This window comes from Spirosoma endbachense, from assembly GCF_010233585.1.
In the GTDB taxonomy this organism is placed as follows: Bacteria; Bacteroidota; Bacteroidia; order Cytophagales; family Spirosomataceae; genus Spirosoma; species Spirosoma endbachense.
Window position 1 is genome coordinate 252,371 of record NZ_CP045997.1, and the last position, 15,772, is coordinate 268,142.

14 protein-coding genes are annotated in these 15,772 nt (G+C 48.7%); 6 read left to right on the forward strand and 8 right to left on the reverse strand.

Annotated features, from left to right (window positions below; genetic code table 11):
- The first annotated feature begins 107 nt into the window (after window positions 1-107).
- The 4 genes from GJR95_RS00895 to GJR95_RS00910 all read left to right on the forward strand — a co-directional run bounded on the left by GJR95_RS00895 (window position 108) and on the right by GJR95_RS00910 (window position 3,746).
- Entirely contained in the window at window positions 108-884 is a 777-nt protein-coding gene (locus tag GJR95_RS00895) for an arylamine N-acetyltransferase family protein (RefSeq protein WP_162384095.1), read from the forward strand.
- Window positions 885-940: 56 nt separating this feature from the next.
- Window positions 941-1,807 (forward strand): LytR/AlgR family response regulator transcription factor, encoded by an 867-nt coding sequence (locus GJR95_RS00900; protein WP_162384096.1) that lies wholly within the window; start codon window positions 941-943, stop codon window positions 1,805-1,807.
- 146 nt (window positions 1,808-1,953) lie between these two features.
- A complete protein-coding gene (locus tag GJR95_RS00905; RefSeq protein WP_162384097.1) occupies window positions 1,954-2,547 on the forward strand; it encodes a hypothetical protein in 594 nt (197 codons plus the stop codon).
- A 53-nt stretch (window positions 2,548-2,600) separates the two neighbouring features.
- Window positions 2,601-3,746: a serine hydrolase domain-containing protein gene (locus tag GJR95_RS00910; RefSeq protein WP_162384098.1), complete on the forward strand. Its 1,146-nt coding sequence runs from the start codon at window positions 2,601-2,603 to the stop codon at window positions 3,744-3,746.
- An 80-nt stretch (window positions 3,747-3,826) separates the two neighbouring features.
- Here the strand turns inward: GJR95_RS00910 and GJR95_RS00915 are convergent, their stop codons facing one another.
- Window positions 3,827-5,704: a M1 family metallopeptidase gene (locus GJR95_RS00915; RefSeq protein WP_162384099.1), complete on the reverse strand. Its 1,878-nt coding sequence runs from the start codon at window positions 5,702-5,704 to the stop codon at window positions 3,827-3,829.
- A gap of 228 nt (window positions 5,705-5,932) precedes the next feature.
- On the opposite strand from GJR95_RS00915, the gene GJR95_RS00920 reads away from it, so the two are divergent.
- Window positions 5,933-7,087 carry an epoxide hydrolase family protein gene (locus GJR95_RS00920; protein ID WP_162384100.1) on the forward strand — a complete coding sequence of 385 codons (1,155 nt, stop codon included), beginning with the start codon at window positions 5,933-5,935 and terminating at the stop codon, window positions 7,085-7,087.
- A gap of 132 nt (window positions 7,088-7,219) precedes the next feature.
- Here GJR95_RS00920 and GJR95_RS00925 read toward each other — a convergent pair whose 3' ends face one another.
- From GJR95_RS00925 to GJR95_RS00955, 7 genes are all read right to left on the reverse strand, one after another.
- Entirely contained in the window at window positions 7,220-7,858 is a 639-nt protein-coding gene (locus tag GJR95_RS00925; protein ID WP_162384101.1) for a YciE/YciF ferroxidase family protein, read from the reverse strand.
- A 78-nt stretch (window positions 7,859-7,936) separates the two neighbouring features.
- A complete protein-coding gene (locus GJR95_RS00930) occupies window positions 7,937-10,837 on the reverse strand; it encodes a T9SS type B sorting domain-containing protein (protein ID WP_162384102.1) in 2,901 nt (966 codons plus the stop codon).
- A gap of 326 nt (window positions 10,838-11,163) precedes the next feature.
- The gene (locus tag GJR95_RS00935; RefSeq protein WP_162384103.1) at window positions 11,164-11,862 is read right to left on the reverse strand and encodes a DUF4097 family beta strand repeat-containing protein; all 699 of its coding nucleotides are present in this window, start codon (window positions 11,860-11,862) and stop codon (window positions 11,164-11,166) included.
- Window positions 11,863-11,886: 24 nt separating this feature from the next.
- Window positions 11,887-12,666 carry a DUF4097 family beta strand repeat-containing protein gene (locus tag GJR95_RS00940; RefSeq protein WP_162384104.1) on the reverse strand — a complete coding sequence of 260 codons (780 nt, stop codon included), beginning with the start codon at window positions 12,664-12,666 and terminating at the stop codon, window positions 11,887-11,889.
- 135 nt (window positions 12,667-12,801) lie between these two features.
- A complete protein-coding gene (locus GJR95_RS00945; protein ID WP_162384105.1) occupies window positions 12,802-13,596 on the reverse strand; it encodes a HEAT repeat domain-containing protein in 795 nt (264 codons plus the stop codon).
- Window positions 13,580-14,098 (reverse strand): RNA polymerase sigma factor, encoded by a 519-nt coding sequence (locus tag GJR95_RS00950; protein ID WP_162384106.1) that lies wholly within the window; start codon window positions 14,096-14,098, stop codon window positions 13,580-13,582. Before GJR95_RS00950 ends, GJR95_RS00945 begins: the two co-directional genes overlap by 17 nt.
- 165 nt (window positions 14,099-14,263) lie before the next feature.
- The gene (locus tag GJR95_RS00955) at window positions 14,264-15,031 is read right to left on the reverse strand and encodes a M15 family metallopeptidase (RefSeq protein ID WP_162384107.1); all 768 of its coding nucleotides are present in this window, start codon (window positions 15,029-15,031) and stop codon (window positions 14,264-14,266) included.
- A 161-nt stretch (window positions 15,032-15,192) separates the two neighbouring features.
- Between GJR95_RS00955 and GJR95_RS00960 the strand changes: the two genes are divergently transcribed.
- Entirely contained in the window at window positions 15,193-15,750 is a 558-nt protein-coding gene (locus GJR95_RS00960) for a TetR/AcrR family transcriptional regulator (RefSeq protein ID WP_162384108.1), read from the forward strand.
- The last annotated feature ends 22 nt before the right edge of the window (window positions 15,751-15,772 follow it).

Sequence of the window (15,772 nt, forward strand, 5' to 3'; positions counted from 1 at the left end):
AACGGTTGAGTAGCCGATCAGCCCATTTCAGAAGAGAAGTAGTGGGTGGCTTGCGTGAATTACGCCAACTTCGGACCATTACTTAGACCAATTTCATCCCAATAATCATGGATATCGATGCTTATTTAAAACGAATTCACTACACCGAGGAATTGGATACGACGCTGGCTACGTTGCGGAAACTGCACTACCAACATCAGTTAACCATACCAATTGAGAACTTATCCATTCATTATGGGCAGGAAATAATTCTTGATCCGGATGCCTTATTTGATAAAATCATAACCCGAAAACGGGGCGGGTTTTGCTACGAACTGAATGGGCTTTTTTTTGAATTTCTACAGGCAATCGGTTTTCAGGTCAAGCGCATATCAGGGCGGGTGCACGACGATGTAAATGGATTCCATCCGGAATTTGACCACCTCTCCATCATTGCCCATGTCGATGGAATTGACTGGCTCCTTGATGTTGCCTTTGGCCGACAGTTTCCGGTGTATCCGCTGTTATTGACGCTAAACCAGATTCAGGAAGACCAAACTGGCCGATACCAGATTACGGAGCTCGATGCTGACAATCTGGTGATTAAGCAAGAGAATGAACAGGGCGACTGGATACCAGGCTATAGCTTTACCTGTATCCCAAGAGAGCTGGCCGATTTTACGGACATGTGCCACTTTCATCAAACCTCAAAGGAGTCATTTTTCTCCCGGAATAAGCTTTGTACAATCGTGACGCCACATGGGCGAATTACCTTAACGGATCATACGCTGAAAATTACGGACAATGGGCAGGTTGTTGACCATGCCATTACTGATCAACAGGAATTTGAGGATTTTTTGCTTGACTGCTTTGCTATTAAAATGGCCCAGCCCGCGCTTCATTAATTGCTGAAATAAATTACCTCGCTGGTCTGCCAACGTTCGTGTACCTGAATTTACGTATGACTTCTATTCACTACCCTGACAAAATCGCCCGACTCATCGGCATACCCATCTGGGCTGTTTTATTTCGGCTCATTGGTGATCCGGCCTCGCTGGGCAATTTGGTTCAATCGCCACTTTTTTACCAGGATGTTGCCGTTGTAGCGCTGGTTACCGGATTGCTCTGGACATTGAACCGCTGGCTCATCCGGGAAATGGACAGGCGCTATTCATGGGCAACTCAGTCACTACAGCGATTGCTGATCCAGGGCGGTATCAGCCTGTCGGGGACGATACTGATCATTGCGGTATTTAGCCTGGTTTATAATAATCTGATTCTGCAACGCCCCGCTCCGTTTAACCTGTCGATTACCATTTCCAACGATGTGCCGATTGGTTGCCTGTTTATCGTATTGCTGCACATGGCTTACACCATGTATTGGATGGTTAGCTATCATCGACAGACGGTTGCCGCTTTGCAGAATCGTATTGTCGCATTGGAGTATAGCCAGACAAACCCAGAAGAACAGCCCGGAAGTCGGAGTCAGGCACTAAAAACTCTGCTGGTCAATCACGGCAAAGCATTTGTGCCGGTCGCTACGGAACAGGTAGCTTACGTGTTCATAACCAACGAAATCAGCATTGTTAAAACCGCCGACAACAAATCATTTACTGTAGACGCTACGCTTGAACAACTCAGTGAACGATTACCCGATACCAGTTTCTTCCGGCTCAATCGCCAGTTTGTTGTCAATCGTCAGGCTATTCGTCGGGTCGAGAATGATGGCACTGGGCGGTTGTTACTGCATCTACATCCCACCCATGCCGACGAAGTAGCTGTTAGCCGTCGGCGGGTGGCTGAGTTTCGGCGGTGGATGGAACAATAAAGGCCATCTGATCAATCTACGCTGGTTACCATTCAGTTTTTTATTCCTGCCACTCAACCCGCACAACCACCCGGTGGGTGGTTTTTGATCCATTCTGCACCGTTTTTGCGATCAACTTTGCAGCGTTCAAACAACGCTAATGACGCATGATGAAAACGTTGCAACTCATTCTTTTGGGCCTTCTGGTGGGGATCGGAACGGCCCTGGCACAGCAAGTTTCACCCCGCCAGAGTCTACCAATACTACCAATCACCATCAGTTTATTTGCAGAATCCATCAGCCTGCCCACGATCAAACGGATTAAAAAAGGCGGTGTCGGTATCAAAGTTGGTACCGAGTTTTACTACCGCAATCGATCCGGTTCCCAACTAATTCAAACCCTTACGATTGGCTATTACCACCATCCACAGGTTCAGGATGGGCTGTTCGTTAATTCCGAATTCGGGTATCGTAAATACATCGGTGGTTTCTTTGCCGATGCGTTTCTGGGCGGAGGTGCGCTGTTGTTACGCCCCAAGGCTCCTTCGTATGAGCGAATTGAAAGCACGGGAGCGTATCGTAAAGCATCGGCTACACAGCTCAAATTTATGCCTTCTGCGCATACGGGAATTGGCTATCGATTCCCAAATCGAGCCATGATATTTGCCCATTATGAGCTATTTGGTGAGATGCCATTCCACAACGTCGTACTGCCGCATCAGGCACTAAGCATTGGCACCCGTTTTTTTATCCGCCAATAAGCTGGCGATGCAGTAACGAACGGACTAATCCATAATTACAACTTCCAATAAACATGAAAAGGACACTCCCAGTACTGGGAAGTGCGTGGCTTATGCTACTAGCCTGCACGACTGACCAAATACCGCAACCAGTCACCGAGCCGGGTCTATCGGATGACTACAGCAATCATCCACGACAGGCCAGCTACCAGGCCGCACTGCAAACATTCAACCAGAAATGGAATTGCCCCGGAACAATCATGCTGCTCAAACGGGCCAGCGAATCGGTCTGGGCGGGTGCAGTTGGTAAGGCAAACCTCGAATACCAGACCGATCTTCGCCTGAGCGACCAGTTTCGAACGGGGAGTATTACCAAAACTTTTGTAGCAACGGTCGTTATGAAGTTGCGGGAGCAGGGCAAGCTTCAACTGGACGACAAACTGGCAATGCTTCTGCCGGAGGTGACGGGTAAAATTCCCAATGCCGAAACGATAACACTTCGGCACATGCTCTCGCATACGAGCGGTATTTTCGATCCGACCAACGATGATCGGCAGTATCAGCTTGATTTGCTCAACAACCCAGCTCATCGAACGGCTATGTCCACAGATGAAGTGCTTGCCGAATACGTCTATGGGCGTCCGCTCGATTTTCAGCCCGGTGACCGGTACGGCTACAGTAATACCAACTATTGGCTGATCGGAAAACTCATCGAAAAGCAAACCGGACAGTCTTTGCAGCAGGTGCTTGAGCAATTTATTTTTAAGCCGCTCGGTCTGACAAATACGTACATTGACCGGCGCGACGACCGAAACGTGGTTCGGGGGTATAATGACTTTTATGCCAATGGGAAACTCATGGACGTCACTACTTTTGATCGCGCCGACAGCGATGGGCAGGCCAATGGCGGACTAATTTCAACAGCTGGAGACCTGTTTGCCTTCAGCAATGCACTTTTCAGTGGAAAGCTGATCAGCCTGACTTCTGTAAAGGAAATGATGACGGTGCCACCGGTCCGACAAGGGACAACAGAATATGGTCTTGGCCTGGATTCATACCAATCGCCCATCGGAACCGCCTGGGGCCACAATGGAACACTGCTGGGGGTGGATGCAAACTGGTTCTATTTCCCCGATAAACAGTCTATTTACATTATTTTTGCGAATAATGGGGGAGGAGCCGATAAATCGTTCGTGCACGATTTGTTGAGCCGGGAGTAAAGCGAAAAGGCCATTGATGAAAGCAAGAGCAGGTCGCTTTCCTGCTCTTGCTTTCATCAATGGCCTCTCTCTATGATTAATTACTTCACTTTCCAGCTGTTGTTACTGGGGTCAGCGTCCATGTAAATACCACCTTCCAGTTTTATCGACTGAACTTTCTTTTGTACCGGGAGATTGATCGTGGCCAGCTTCTGGTTGGATTTCCACAGGTTCGGTGTTTGGTGAAATGTTTCAGTCTTGCCATCCGTGAAGGTCACGATAACGTCAACAGGTGCCACATAACCACCGATATTTTCCAGCGTAACGGTACATTTTGTTGGTGATGTTACAACTTTCTGAATCGCGAAATCGATGTAATGGTTGCTGAAAAACCAATTATTCCAGAACCAGCTGAGGTCCTGCCCCGACGTATTATTGAAACTGAAAAACATATCCCACGGAGTGGGGTGTTTGCCATGCCAGCGATTCATAAATTCGTGCAGTGATTTTTTGAATGCCGCATCGCCCAGCAACTCTTTCAGGGCCAGATAGCCAATGGCCGCTTTCCCGTATTCATTATTGCCCAGCGCGGCACCGCTCAGAATATTAGCGGGTGTAATAATCGGCAGGTCTTCTTCGGCAGAAGGGTCTTTGCTCCAGAAGGCAACCCGAAACTGCTGGAAATTGCTGGTTGCTTTTTCTGTACCCAGATCAGCCTGACTAATTAGAAATTCCAGGGCCGTAACCCAGCCTTCGTCCATAAATCCGTAGCGGGTTTCGTTGATGCCCATGTAAAATGGGAACCACGTATGAGCGATTTCGTGCTCGGCCACAAAGCGAGAAAAATTGAGGTCTGAGGTAGTGGCATCGTTCACCATCATGGGGTATTCCATATCGGCAAAACCCTGAACGATGGTTGTTTTGGGATACGGGTACGGAATGCCGGGCCAGTTATTCGAAAACCAGTCGAGCGAATGCCGACCGAAGCCAACCATCTGGTGAAAGTCTTTGGCCGTATCCAGAAAAGCAGCCTGAACACTGGATCGCCGGTTTGTTGTTTTATCGACCACAACACTCGACGCATCCCAGACGTAATGATTACTGATGCATAAGGCAATGTCGGGCACATAATTCGCTTTCCATTTCCATGAATTCATCTCCTGCTGTCTGGTAACATTGCCCGACGTGACGTCGGAAAGCGTAGCCACATGAATTATGGAATCGGTGCTCATCGATTCATTCAGGCGTTTGGCAAAGGTAGGTTGTAAGACTTCGTCGGCATTGAGTAAATCGCCGGTGGCCCAGACCAGGTAATTTTTAGGTACGTTCACCGTAAATGTGTACTCATTGAAGTCGTTATAGAACTCCTGCGCTTCTGTAAACTCCGTTCGATCCCAGCCGTAATAATCGTCATAAACCGCCACGCGGGGGTAAAAGTAAGCCAGAAAGTAGGTTGTCGAATCAAGCGATCCTTCGCGGTTACTTTCAACCGAAATATCGTAATGCCAGTCCAGCGAGAGCTTGACCGAATCACGGGGCATTAGCGGTTTTGTCAGCACAAGACGCTTTGTGGTAGCCGTACCCGCATCCTGCCAGGTTTTGGTGGTGTTGTTTTCGGCAAACTTATCGATATGAATACCCGAGGTCATGTAGTCGGCAGAAGCGGGTGACTGTCGGACGGCTCCTGGTTTGTGGCTATTCAGAAATAGTTTGAAAACGAGTTGCCGCAACGTGTCCGGGCTGTTGTTGATGTACGTAATTTCTTCGGTGCCCCGAATGGTTCGATTGGGTGGACTAGCCGTTACGGTGATGGCGTAGCGAGCGGAATTCTGCCAGTAATTTTTGCCGGGTTTTCCATCCATCGATCGCGTTCCTTTCTGATACGCTTGCTTCATGTTACGCGGCATGTATAAGCGCTGGGCCTGACTGTTAACCAATGAAAACAAGGAAAGGCAGCAAATAAGTACGATTTTTTTCATAGATAAACTTCTGGTTTCAACTGTTGCTGGCGTTGTGGTGGAAGGTCTCCAGGCGAAACGCCTTTGGTGATTTAATGGGCTAAACTATTGAAAAAGCGGAACGCCGTATGAAAGCTTTACACAAACGGTAAGAAGTTGGATCGTGAATTCCCGCATAGTCGTTCGGGCAGTTGCTGTACAACAATCCCGAAAGGAGGGGGTTAACTAGATAGACTCAACACTTGACATATGGAACTACAGCCTTTCTCGATCAATATTCCACAGCTAACGCTGGACGATCTGCGTGAACGTCTGATCCGGACACGCTGGCCCGACGAGGTTGACGACGCCAACTGGGATTATGGTACCAATCGGGCCTATCTTCAGGAACTGGTACACTACTGGCATGATGTTTTCAACTGGCGGGAGCAGGAAGCCATGCTAAACCAGTTTCACCAGTTTAAGACAACGATCTACGGTTTCGGGATTCATTTCATTCATGAACGGGGAAAAGGCCCGAACCCTATCCCTATTCTGCTGACCCATGGCTGGCCAGATTCGTTTCTTCGGATGTATAAACTTATTCCGTTATTGACCGATCCGGAGAAATACGGTGGGCGGGCCGAAGATTCCTTTGATGTGGTGGTGCCATCCATTCCTGGATATGGCTTTTCGGATCGGCCCCGCGAAAAGGGGTTCACGTCCGGACGGGTTGCTGATCTGTTTACCCGGCTGATGACCGACAGTCTCGGTTACAGCCGGTTTGGCGCTCATGGTGGCGACTGGGGCAGCAGCATTACAGAGCAGCTTGCCTTTACGCATCCGGCTTCACTGATCGGTATTCACCTGACGGATATTCCTTACCATCACTTATTTACTGTAAAGCCTGAGGAGTTGACGCCCGAGGAACAGGCGTACCTGAAAGCCGGTCAGGCCTGGCAAATGCAGGAAGGTGCCTATGCGCTCATTCAGTCGACAAAGCCACAAACGCTTGCCTATGGCCTGAATGATTCGCCCGCTGGACTGCTGGCGTGGATCATTGAAAAGTTTCAGCGGTGGAGTGATTCGGATGGCGTGTTAGAACGCAGGTTTACGAAAGAAGAGCTACTGACAAATGCCACAATCTATTGGGTGACAGAAACGATCAATTCATCGATTCGACTCTACTATGAAGCCCAGCATCAACCCCCTTACTCGACGACCGAACGAACGGAGGTGCCTTTCGGAATTGCCCTTTTTCCTAAAGACCTGATTCCGCCCCCGAGAACCTTTGCCGATCGGTTTTTTAACGTACAACGCTGGACGACGATGCCCAAAGGCGGCCATTTTGCTGCATTGGAAGAACCCGAATTACTGGCTAAAGATATTCAGAGTTTTTTTCGGCCACTACGGGCGTCTAGCTAGACTACTATAGCATTTTGAAAGGCATTGATAACATTGGCTGGATCAATTTGCTGTTCTGAATATCGATCAAAACAGAACATCCCGAAAGTGATACACTTTCGGGATGTTAAAAATTGAATGTAAGAATAGGAATTAAACGCCCAATGGTCCACCCAATGTTACGTCTGCGTCTGAGCCATGAATCGGATGACGGCTGGCATGATGGCTACCCGGATGTTTTTCCTCTTCCTCTTTGGATCGGGTGTTCACGAACGATTCAGCCAGGGCGGTTAACTTATGATCAGTTGCTTTTTCTTCTTCCAGTGTTTGGGCCAGTAGTTCCGCCGACTGAGTAAAATCAAGCACATTGGCCAGGGTCAGGAGCGATCCATAGATGGCAATTTCGTAATGCTCGATTTTCTGAGCAGCAATGATCAAAGCCGCATCGCGCGTCAAAGAACCCTGCTCCGTTTCCGAAACGACCTGATGGGCATCACTAATCAGCCCATCAATCGCGTGTGATGTATGATCCTCAGTCTTTATGCCAATTATTTTGAAAATCTCTTCCAGGCGTTCCACCTGATTGCGGCTTTCTTCCTGATGTTGCAGAAAAGCCGAACGTACCTCATTGGTCGTACTGGCGTCAGCCTGGTCGCCAAGGGCATGGAGTGATCGCTTTTCTGAGTAATAAACACGCTTGAGCTCGCTGATAAACAGATCGCGTAACCCTTCGTCGGCCGAAGAGTCATTACCACTAAAAAAACTTCCTATTTTATCTGCCAACGATGCCATGATATGTGGTTGTATTTGAACTTAATGAGTTGATTGGTTTAACAACGCCTGATTCGAATTGTTTTCATCTAAAAGGTACTAGCGCATAGTAACACCTTCGCGCAGAATCTGCACCCAGCCCTTGAGTTCCTGCGCTGGTGCATCCCGATCCAGCATGGCATACTGAATCGTCACCTGATAATAATACAAGCCACTCGGCAGATCGGCTCCACTGGTTGTTTTGCCATCCCAGGCCAGTGTCGGACTGGTGCCTTCGTAGACCTTGCTGCCATACCGGTTGTAAACCACCAGCGCTACACTCTCCACAAACCGAGGGCACTTTAAGGGCTGAAACAGATCATTCTTCCCATCCCCGTTCGGCGTAAACACGTTCGGCAATACAAAAGCCGGACAGGCATCATTACAGACCGTGTTCGAAGGTAAACTCTCCATCCCCGACTTGCTTATTGCCGTCACATAATAACAACCGGCCACCGTAGTCAGATTCGGGTGATCAAAACTCGTCGTAGGAGCGGGAATACTGGCCAGCTCGGCCGGTTTATCCTGCTGGTAACGTCCATAATAGAGCTTATAGCCCACCACATTCGGATCGCAGGTGGGGCCGCTGGTGAGGGTCCAGCGGAGCTTGTTGGTAAAACTGGTTTGACCGCACAGGCTCTCACTGCTGAGGCTGGCACAGTTCAGACTATCCAGTCCCAGGTTTGGCGAACAGGGCTTGGTCGTATCACTTGGCGTGGCACAGATGATCTGGCTATAATTTTCGATCGGTTTCAGGCCCGCCAGTTTGGGGTCAGCATACTGACCTCGGGTCATCACCCGATAACAATAGCTGCTATCCGCTGTGAGCTGACGACTGGTATTTCCATCAGCCACAAAAGTATCGGTACCCGTATCGGTAAAGACATAGGTCTGGGCACCCTGCACCCGCACTTCGGCGATTTTGTTAAAGGGGCCGTTGGGGCCGGAGCGGCTTCGATAGACGTCGTGGGTCTGGTTGTCGTTGGTCCAGGGCGTGTTGGCCTGCCAGCTCAGGGCTACCTGTCGCTGGGCGGGAGTAGCGGCCAGCCGGACGCTGGAAGCGGGGTCGGTCACATCCAGTCGGGTGAGCTGGCCATTGGTGCCGGTGTAGTAAAACTCAACCCGGTAGCGGTAGGCGCTATCGGTAGTATTGAGCCCTCTATCTACGTAAACGGTATCTGCAATGCCTGGCTGTATGTTCGTATTGATCGATGCTACGTTCGTAAAGACAGTGCCAGCCAGCCCAGTAGCTCGCTGGAGCCGATACTGATAGGGGGCTCCCAAATCACCAGGAGATAGGCCAATAGGCCGCGTCCATCGAACAGTGATCCGACCCCGTTGTGTATTCGTGCTATCGACGGTGACCTGGGTCATCACGGGAGCCAGCAACGGCAATTCGAGACAGGCTTCGGTAGAGACCACACTAAGCCCGCCGTTGTTGCCAATACCGGGGTTGCTGGCTACGATCCGGTACGAATAGCTGACGCCCCGTTTGAGTGAACTGGTATCGATATAGCTGTTTGCCGTATAAGAAATACGGGCAATCTCCTGGTAACCGTAGCTGGCAGCCAGACCCGTAATGCAAGCTTGTGGATCAATAGGCGTACAGCCTTCTTTGCGATAAATGATCAGCTTGGTTGTATCGCTTGATCCTCCAGACGTAGCAATTCGGCCGCAGCTATAGGCTGTCCAGTTGAGTTGAATGGCTCGTCCGGCGATGGTAGCCGTGGGGCGGGCCGTCAGATTTTTGACCGATGGCGCATAGAGTCGAATACGCAACGTTGCGAACGAAACGAGTGAAGCAGTTCCTCTTCCGGGAGGTACATCATTGACTTTGAGGGTAATATCATACGGTTCCTCCCGTGCCTGATTGCAGTTGGTTTGCCAGGAAAAGGTAGCAGTGGCTGGCTGAGCCAAAGCAACGCCCCCATTAAGTAAGGTAGCATAGGCGGGCGGAATCCGCAGGTCGGCCGGTAAGGGCATGCCATCGCTATTGATGTTGAAAGGGCCGCCATACGCTCTGATAATAACCCGCTGACCGTCGGGGTCAGTAGCCGTGATGGGCTGCTGAATCAGTGTACCGGCTTCCACACAAATCTCGGCACCGACAATGAGCGGCCGTTTGTTGGGTTGATCGACAACCGTGACCTGCATGTCGCGGATAATCTCGCCAATCAGTACGCCATTGCGCCATTCTTCAATGATAAAAGCGAAGTTAAACTGCCCGATCTGGCCCGGCGAATCCCAGCAGAGATCACCCGTTACCGGGTCGATCGTAAATGTTGGGGGCGCTCCTCCGTTTTCCCGCGCAGTACTGAATTGGGTAGGGTCGAGATAAGCCGGAATTACTCGGCTACGGCAGCTATTGGAAATACCTTCCTGCGGTTTATACAATCGGTATGCTAAACTGTCTCCGTCGACATCGAATGCAGCCGGGTTATGGCAGAATTTCTGACCAACGCGAGCCGAATCCAACGGCGGATTCAGCATAACGGGTGTTGAATTAACTTCAAGGGCCGCATTGATCAAAATCGTCGTAGAGACGTAAAACGAAAGGTTTTCAGAATCGGCAGCAGGGGGTAAATTCAAGGTCCCTTCGTTGCGATTGACAAGCACTGTTCCAATCACATAGGCTCCTGGTCCGGAGTAGGTGTGAATGACCGTGTATGAATTAACGGATGATGTATTTCCATTGATATAGACTCTGCCCGACCGTGCCACGGATTGAACAGTGCCATCACCAAAGCAAAAAGGTGCTTCAGTTGCCTGATCGGCAGCACCTTTCCCTTTCGGACTTTCGTCGTAATAGGCTGTCAGTGTGATCAGGTAGGTTAAGGATGAACCCGGAAGGCGCCGGGTGGTGATTTCGCCCGCCCGAACGTGGGTTGCCTGACTAACAGTTGGCCGCAAAAGTGCCCCCAGGCACAGTGCAAATAGCCCAATGATGGATACGAGACGCATAGAGTTATCGCATTTCCCATACAACGCATCGAGCAATAAAACTTGTATCTTTTTTTGACTTGAAACTACCCGGTTATCTCAAGGATGAAAGAGGGGTACTAACCATCAGTTACAGCTTTTTATAAACTAATATAATTTGATGTAACGTATTGATAATTAATGAATTGATTACTTGAAGCCTAGAGGTGAGAATTTACTGCTTCAGTTTTTTAAGGATTCACAGACCGCTTACACAACAAATAGAATCTTTCCTGAAAAGCATACCTATTCCAATAGCGATGCTTTTCAGGAAAGATTCTATTTACTGGCCCACCTGTAGCAACTGTTTAGTCTTTCTTCCGCAGGTAAATATTGTTGCTGATTGACTCCAACCGAACATTGGGTCCACCGCCGTTTGTAGTGCCTTCCAGCATATAGCCAACAATGGGGTCTTTCTGTTTTTTGTTCTTGAAATCAATATCCAGATCCGAATAAACCTCTCCGGTTATGGTTTTTACGGCCAGATTAGCTCCCTTTTCTTTGGGCCAGCTCATATCGACATAACCACTGATGGTTTTAGCAGATACAGCGGATGTTGCCCCCCGAATGTCAATGTTGCCATTGATGGATTCTACTTTAAGTTGCGCTTTCTGAGGTAGATAAACAACGTAATTTATATCGCTGCAAACGTAGTAATCTTTTCCGTTGCGTTCGGTGCGCCAGACAGATTTTGAGCCGGGGCAATCTTCAGATTTACCCTGTTTCAGTAGCTCATTGTCGAAGTCGGTTTTGACGCTGACTTCCTGATCCGTAGAGCCGGTGGTGACCAGCAACGCATCGTTGAGCTTACCTCCATTAACGGTAACGGCTATACGCACAGATACCTGCGCTTTGTCCCAATACCGGATCTGTATGCTATCGGCGAACTTTAAGTTCAGGTTTACCAATTGATTCGGCACAACCGGCAGCGTTTTTTCAATGATTTTCTGGGCGAAAACCGGGCTGACCAGCAGACAGAGTAAGAGTAGATACACAATTTTTTTCATGGCGAAGAGAGGAGTAGGAGTCAATCACTTTTGCTTACGGATATAGATATTACTGCTGATCGTTTTGAGTTGCATCTCAACGCCACCACCATTGGTTGTTCCTTCGATGTTCTGGCCACCGCCAACTTTCGACATACCATCTTTCGTGCTTTTCGTGCCCAGATCAAAGTCGGTATACATTTCGCCACTGATTGACCGAAGCTGCATATTGGCTTTTGAACTAGCAGGCAACGTAATGTCGATCGGACCGCTGATGGTTGAAATGGCGGTGGGTTTTTCCTGGCTCAGCGCTGAAAAAACGACTTTTATTTCTCCACTCGTTGTATTGGCAACCACAGGACCCGTTACATTCATGAGGTCAATCTGAGCATTGTTGGTGCGCACTTCAAGATCGCCATCCATATTGCTGATCGTGATGCCAGATCCCTGCCAGTTTGTCTGTTCAAACAGAATTGCCACTTTTCGGGGTAATCGAACGGTATATTTAACCGCCTTGCGGGTCGCTTTCTCAATGCGCAGACCCCCACTTTCCTGCGTTACGGCCAGGCCAATACCAGAGTTGTCGACTGCGCTATAATATAGCGGCTTTAAACCCTTGGCTCGCTCGGGGGGAGCTTCAAAACCAGATGCGGCCTGTATGATGACTTCATCACTGTTATGGCCTTCTATTTTTATGTCGCCTGCCGACATTTCGATCGTGACCTTTCGATCTTTGGCATTGGCGAGTTTCGTTTTGTATTCCTGAGCGTGCGCAGTAGTCATGCACCAGACAATACTGGCGCTCAGCAGGAGCAACTTTTTCATAATAAGATTTGAACTGGTTTTATTTATTTGTTTTCAATTGGCAGTAGGCAATCTTCTGTTGGTAGTTAGCAATAGCCAGTTAGAACTGATTGGTATGTATTGTCGACTGCCCACTGCAAGCTGCCCACTGAATACTCAGGAAGCCGATCGGCCGGTTTGATTCAGTCGGGTTATTCCTTCTTCTGCTCGGGTTCGCACAATGTCAAGCACATCCTGGTTCTGAACCAGTCGCTGAATTTCGTCTACTGCTCGTTTTTCTTTGATCGAAACGAGCACGTCGATAAGGGTCAGCTGAACATTCGGATCTGTCTGGATCTTAAGCGATTGAATCAGCGCTTCCCGTACGCCCGGTTCGTTTTCGAAGCGAGTCAGCGCCTGACAGGCCGCCAGCCTTACGTTCACATTGGCGTCGAAATTCAGCGTGTTTATGAGTAGTTGAGTAATGTCGCGATCAACCTGCGTCAGCTCATAACTTTGATTAACCGCCTGAATCCGTTCACTGGCCGATGTTTTAGGCATTTCGCCAAAAGCCAGCACTTTTTTCATTTCACTGGCGGACGTTTGGTCACCATTGACCGATGCAACCGCTTCTGTATCTGACAGGCCCGAATGCCATTGATTGTAGAACCGGCCACCTACGAAGCCAACGATGAGTAAAGCGATACTGGCGGCTAATCGTATGAACCAGGATGTCAGGCTACGAATGCGACCTGGTTCGGGTGCACTCAGCTTAGCTGCCAGCTTGCTGGTAAAGACTGCTGACGGATGCTGTGTCCGGGCATCGGCAAAATAGCGAAACTGAGCCGCGTGACTTTGCAGGTGTGCCGGAATCGTATCCTGCTGAAAAAACTGTCTTAATTGTTTTTCTTCAGCAAGCGTAGTTTCACCTTCATAGTATTTTTCGAGCAGTGTTTCAATGTCCAGCTTCATAATCATTGGCTTTTAGATAACTGTCGCGCAGACGTTGGCGAGCCCGTGACAGAATTACACGAATATTGTTGACGCTAAGACCAGTCAGTTGTTCGATTTCCTCAAACGAATACTCCTCTACGTCCCGTAAATGAAGAATGAACTTCTGCTGCTCGGGTAGCTCATTCATCAGACGGTTGATCAGAACAGCGCTGTCGGCCAGTTCAGTTTGTCGGTAGGGAGAAACAGTCTCCGACTGAATAGTCTGCAAACTGGAGTCGTCGGTCATTTTCTGTCTGGTGGGCGATTTTAACCGATCCAGACATAAGTTTTTAGTCATCTGCACAGCCAGTGCTTCAACACTATGGTAGGCATCTAACTGTTGTCGGTTTGTCCAGAGCCGTAGCAAAACGTCCTGCATGGCGTCCTCTGCTTCTTCGCGATTGCGCAGAAACATACTCGCCAGCCGAAAAAGGCGACCCTGTACAGGCAGTATCCGTTGCTTAAAGGCTTGTAAGTCCATTTCAATGACAAAGACGAGCGAAGCGGACAAACATTACAGCTAGAAGTAATTTTTTTTTCGAAGTGCCACAAATTCGCCGTTGAGTGCAGCATTTATTGCTGATAGTAGATTTCGGTATGGACTGAATACCAGGCTTCAACTGAAATAATGGAGCGAGCAGGACGATTATTTTGCTGGCCTGGATTTTCCTTTTTTGTTCGCCTGGCGGATTGCTTTGTGCGACAGATCATACGTAAAACAGCTTTCCCATCCCTGAAAGTCGTAGTGCCACCATTCCCAGGGAAAAATAGAAAAACCCACGCGTTCCATCTCGGCTTTTAAGATAGCGCGGTGTGTCAGTGAGGCACTATCAGATTGCATGTAAGTATGAAACGCGCGGGGCGTCGATTCGTCATAATTCGAAGGCATCGATAGTCGCTTTCCTGTTTTTCGGTCGAAAAGCGTCAGGTCGATAGCCATGCCCCGGTTATGCCGTGAGCCTTTTCGAGGATCGGCCACAAATGTGGTATCACCATGTTCTTCGTAGAAAAGTACGGTAATGGCATAAGGTCGGTAACCATCGAAAAGCAGCATCCCCAGTCCCTGTTTTTTTAGGTTTTCATGAGCCTGCCGAATAGCCAATGCCGCAGGTTTTCGCATGAACACATCGGCCGTAGGGTACAGTTTTCGTTTAAGGAAATTGTTGGTGTGGGCATATGTGACATCAAACTGGGCATCGGGTAGAATCTGGCGCATATCCACGAGTTCGTTGTCGGGGTTGGCAGCTACAATTTTCTGGTAGATCGTGACATCATTGACAACCGGCAGACCATACTTGCTTTTAGGTAGGTCGTATGTCGGTTGCTGGGCAATCGCTGTTAACGGGAGGCTACCTGACAGAATAGCGACGGCCAGCTTTCGTAAAAATAAATAGTTCGGGAATGCTTGTTTCATCGAGTTAGCAGGTTGTTCGCCCTAAACTAGCGATTTTCAGGACATTAGATCGCAAAAGCAGTATCTCATCCGATTGTATCAGAGCATTTGGTAAAGATAGAATGTCAACAAAATTTAATAGACAGACTTGTCTACTCAAAAAATTGAACTATATTTGTACCATGAAGGAGTCAGTGGTAAAAGACCGGATAATTGACGTAGCCTCAAGGCTTTTTTACGAGCAGGGGTATAACCTGACGGGTATCAATCAAATTATTGATGAAGCGGAAATTGCCAGAGCATCGCTTTACAATCATTTCGATTCCAAAACGGAATTGCTGCTGGCTTATCTTGAGAAAGCCGAACGAATCTGGTTTTCTCAGCTTGACGCGTTTCTGGAACCTATTGCTGATCCCAAAGAGAAATTACTGGGCTTATTTGATCATCGCATAGGTCGACAGCAAAAGTCGGGCTTTGGCGGGTGCCAGTTTATCAAGATCAGTGCCGAGGTGAGTCGGTCAGAAACCAGTGTGCTTGAGGTCGTGAAAGATCAGAAGGAGCGGTTGAAGAGTTTAATTAGCCACCTTGTGAAGCAGGTAAATCATGCCCAACTGCTTACTGATGAGCAGCTTACAGACATGATATTTTTGTTGCTGGAGGGTGGGGCAACAAATGGAGCCATTACGAAAAACTCGTCGGGTCTGGTTAGTGGGAGAGTCATCGTGGAAAAATTCCTTTAGTTGGGTTAATCGAACGCTGTAG

Bases quoted from the DNA above. Each gene is read 5' to 3' on its own strand.
- GJR95_RS00895 (WP_162384095.1), top strand. From the start codon at position 108: ATGGATATCGATGCTTATTTAAAACGAATTCACTACACCGAGGAATTG.
- GJR95_RS00955 (WP_162384107.1), bottom strand. From the start codon at position 15,031: ATGAAACAAGCATTCCCGAACTATTTATTTTTACGAAAGCTGGCCGTC.
- GJR95_RS00915 (WP_162384099.1), bottom strand. From the start codon at position 5,704: ATGAAAAAAATCGTACTTATTTGCTGCCTTTCCTTGTTTTCATTGGTT.
- GJR95_RS00950 (WP_162384106.1), bottom strand. From the start codon at position 14,098: ATGGACTTACAAGCCTTTAAGCAACGGATACTGCCTGTACAGGGTCGC.
- GJR95_RS00930 (WP_162384102.1), bottom strand. From the start codon at position 10,837: ATGCGTCTCGTATCCATCATTGGGCTATTTGCACTGTGCCTGGGGGCA.
- GJR95_RS00920 (WP_162384100.1), top strand. From the start codon at position 5,933: ATGGAACTACAGCCTTTCTCGATCAATATTCCACAGCTAACGCTGGAC.
- GJR95_RS00960 (WP_162384108.1), top strand. From the start codon at position 15,193: ATGAAGGAGTCAGTGGTAAAAGACCGGATAATTGACGTAGCCTCAAGG.
- GJR95_RS00940 (WP_162384104.1), bottom strand. From the start codon at position 12,666: ATGAAAAAGTTGCTCCTGCTGAGCGCCAGTATTGTCTGGTGCATGACT.
- GJR95_RS00905 (WP_162384097.1), top strand. From the start codon at position 1,954: ATGATGAAAACGTTGCAACTCATTCTTTTGGGCCTTCTGGTGGGGATC.
- GJR95_RS00910 (WP_162384098.1), top strand. From the start codon at position 2,601: ATGAAAAGGACACTCCCAGTACTGGGAAGTGCGTGGCTTATGCTACTA.
- GJR95_RS00945 (WP_162384105.1), bottom strand. From the start codon at position 13,596: ATGAAGCTGGACATTGAAACACTGCTCGAAAAATACTATGAAGGTGAA.
- GJR95_RS00935 (WP_162384103.1), bottom strand. From the start codon at position 11,862: ATGAAAAAAATTGTGTATCTACTCTTACTCTGTCTGCTGGTCAGCCCG.
- GJR95_RS00900 (WP_162384096.1), top strand. From the start codon at position 941: ATGACTTCTATTCACTACCCTGACAAAATCGCCCGACTCATCGGCATA.
- GJR95_RS00925 (WP_162384101.1), bottom strand. From the start codon at position 7,858: ATGGCATCGTTGGCAGATAAAATAGGAAGTTTTTTTAGTGGTAATGAC.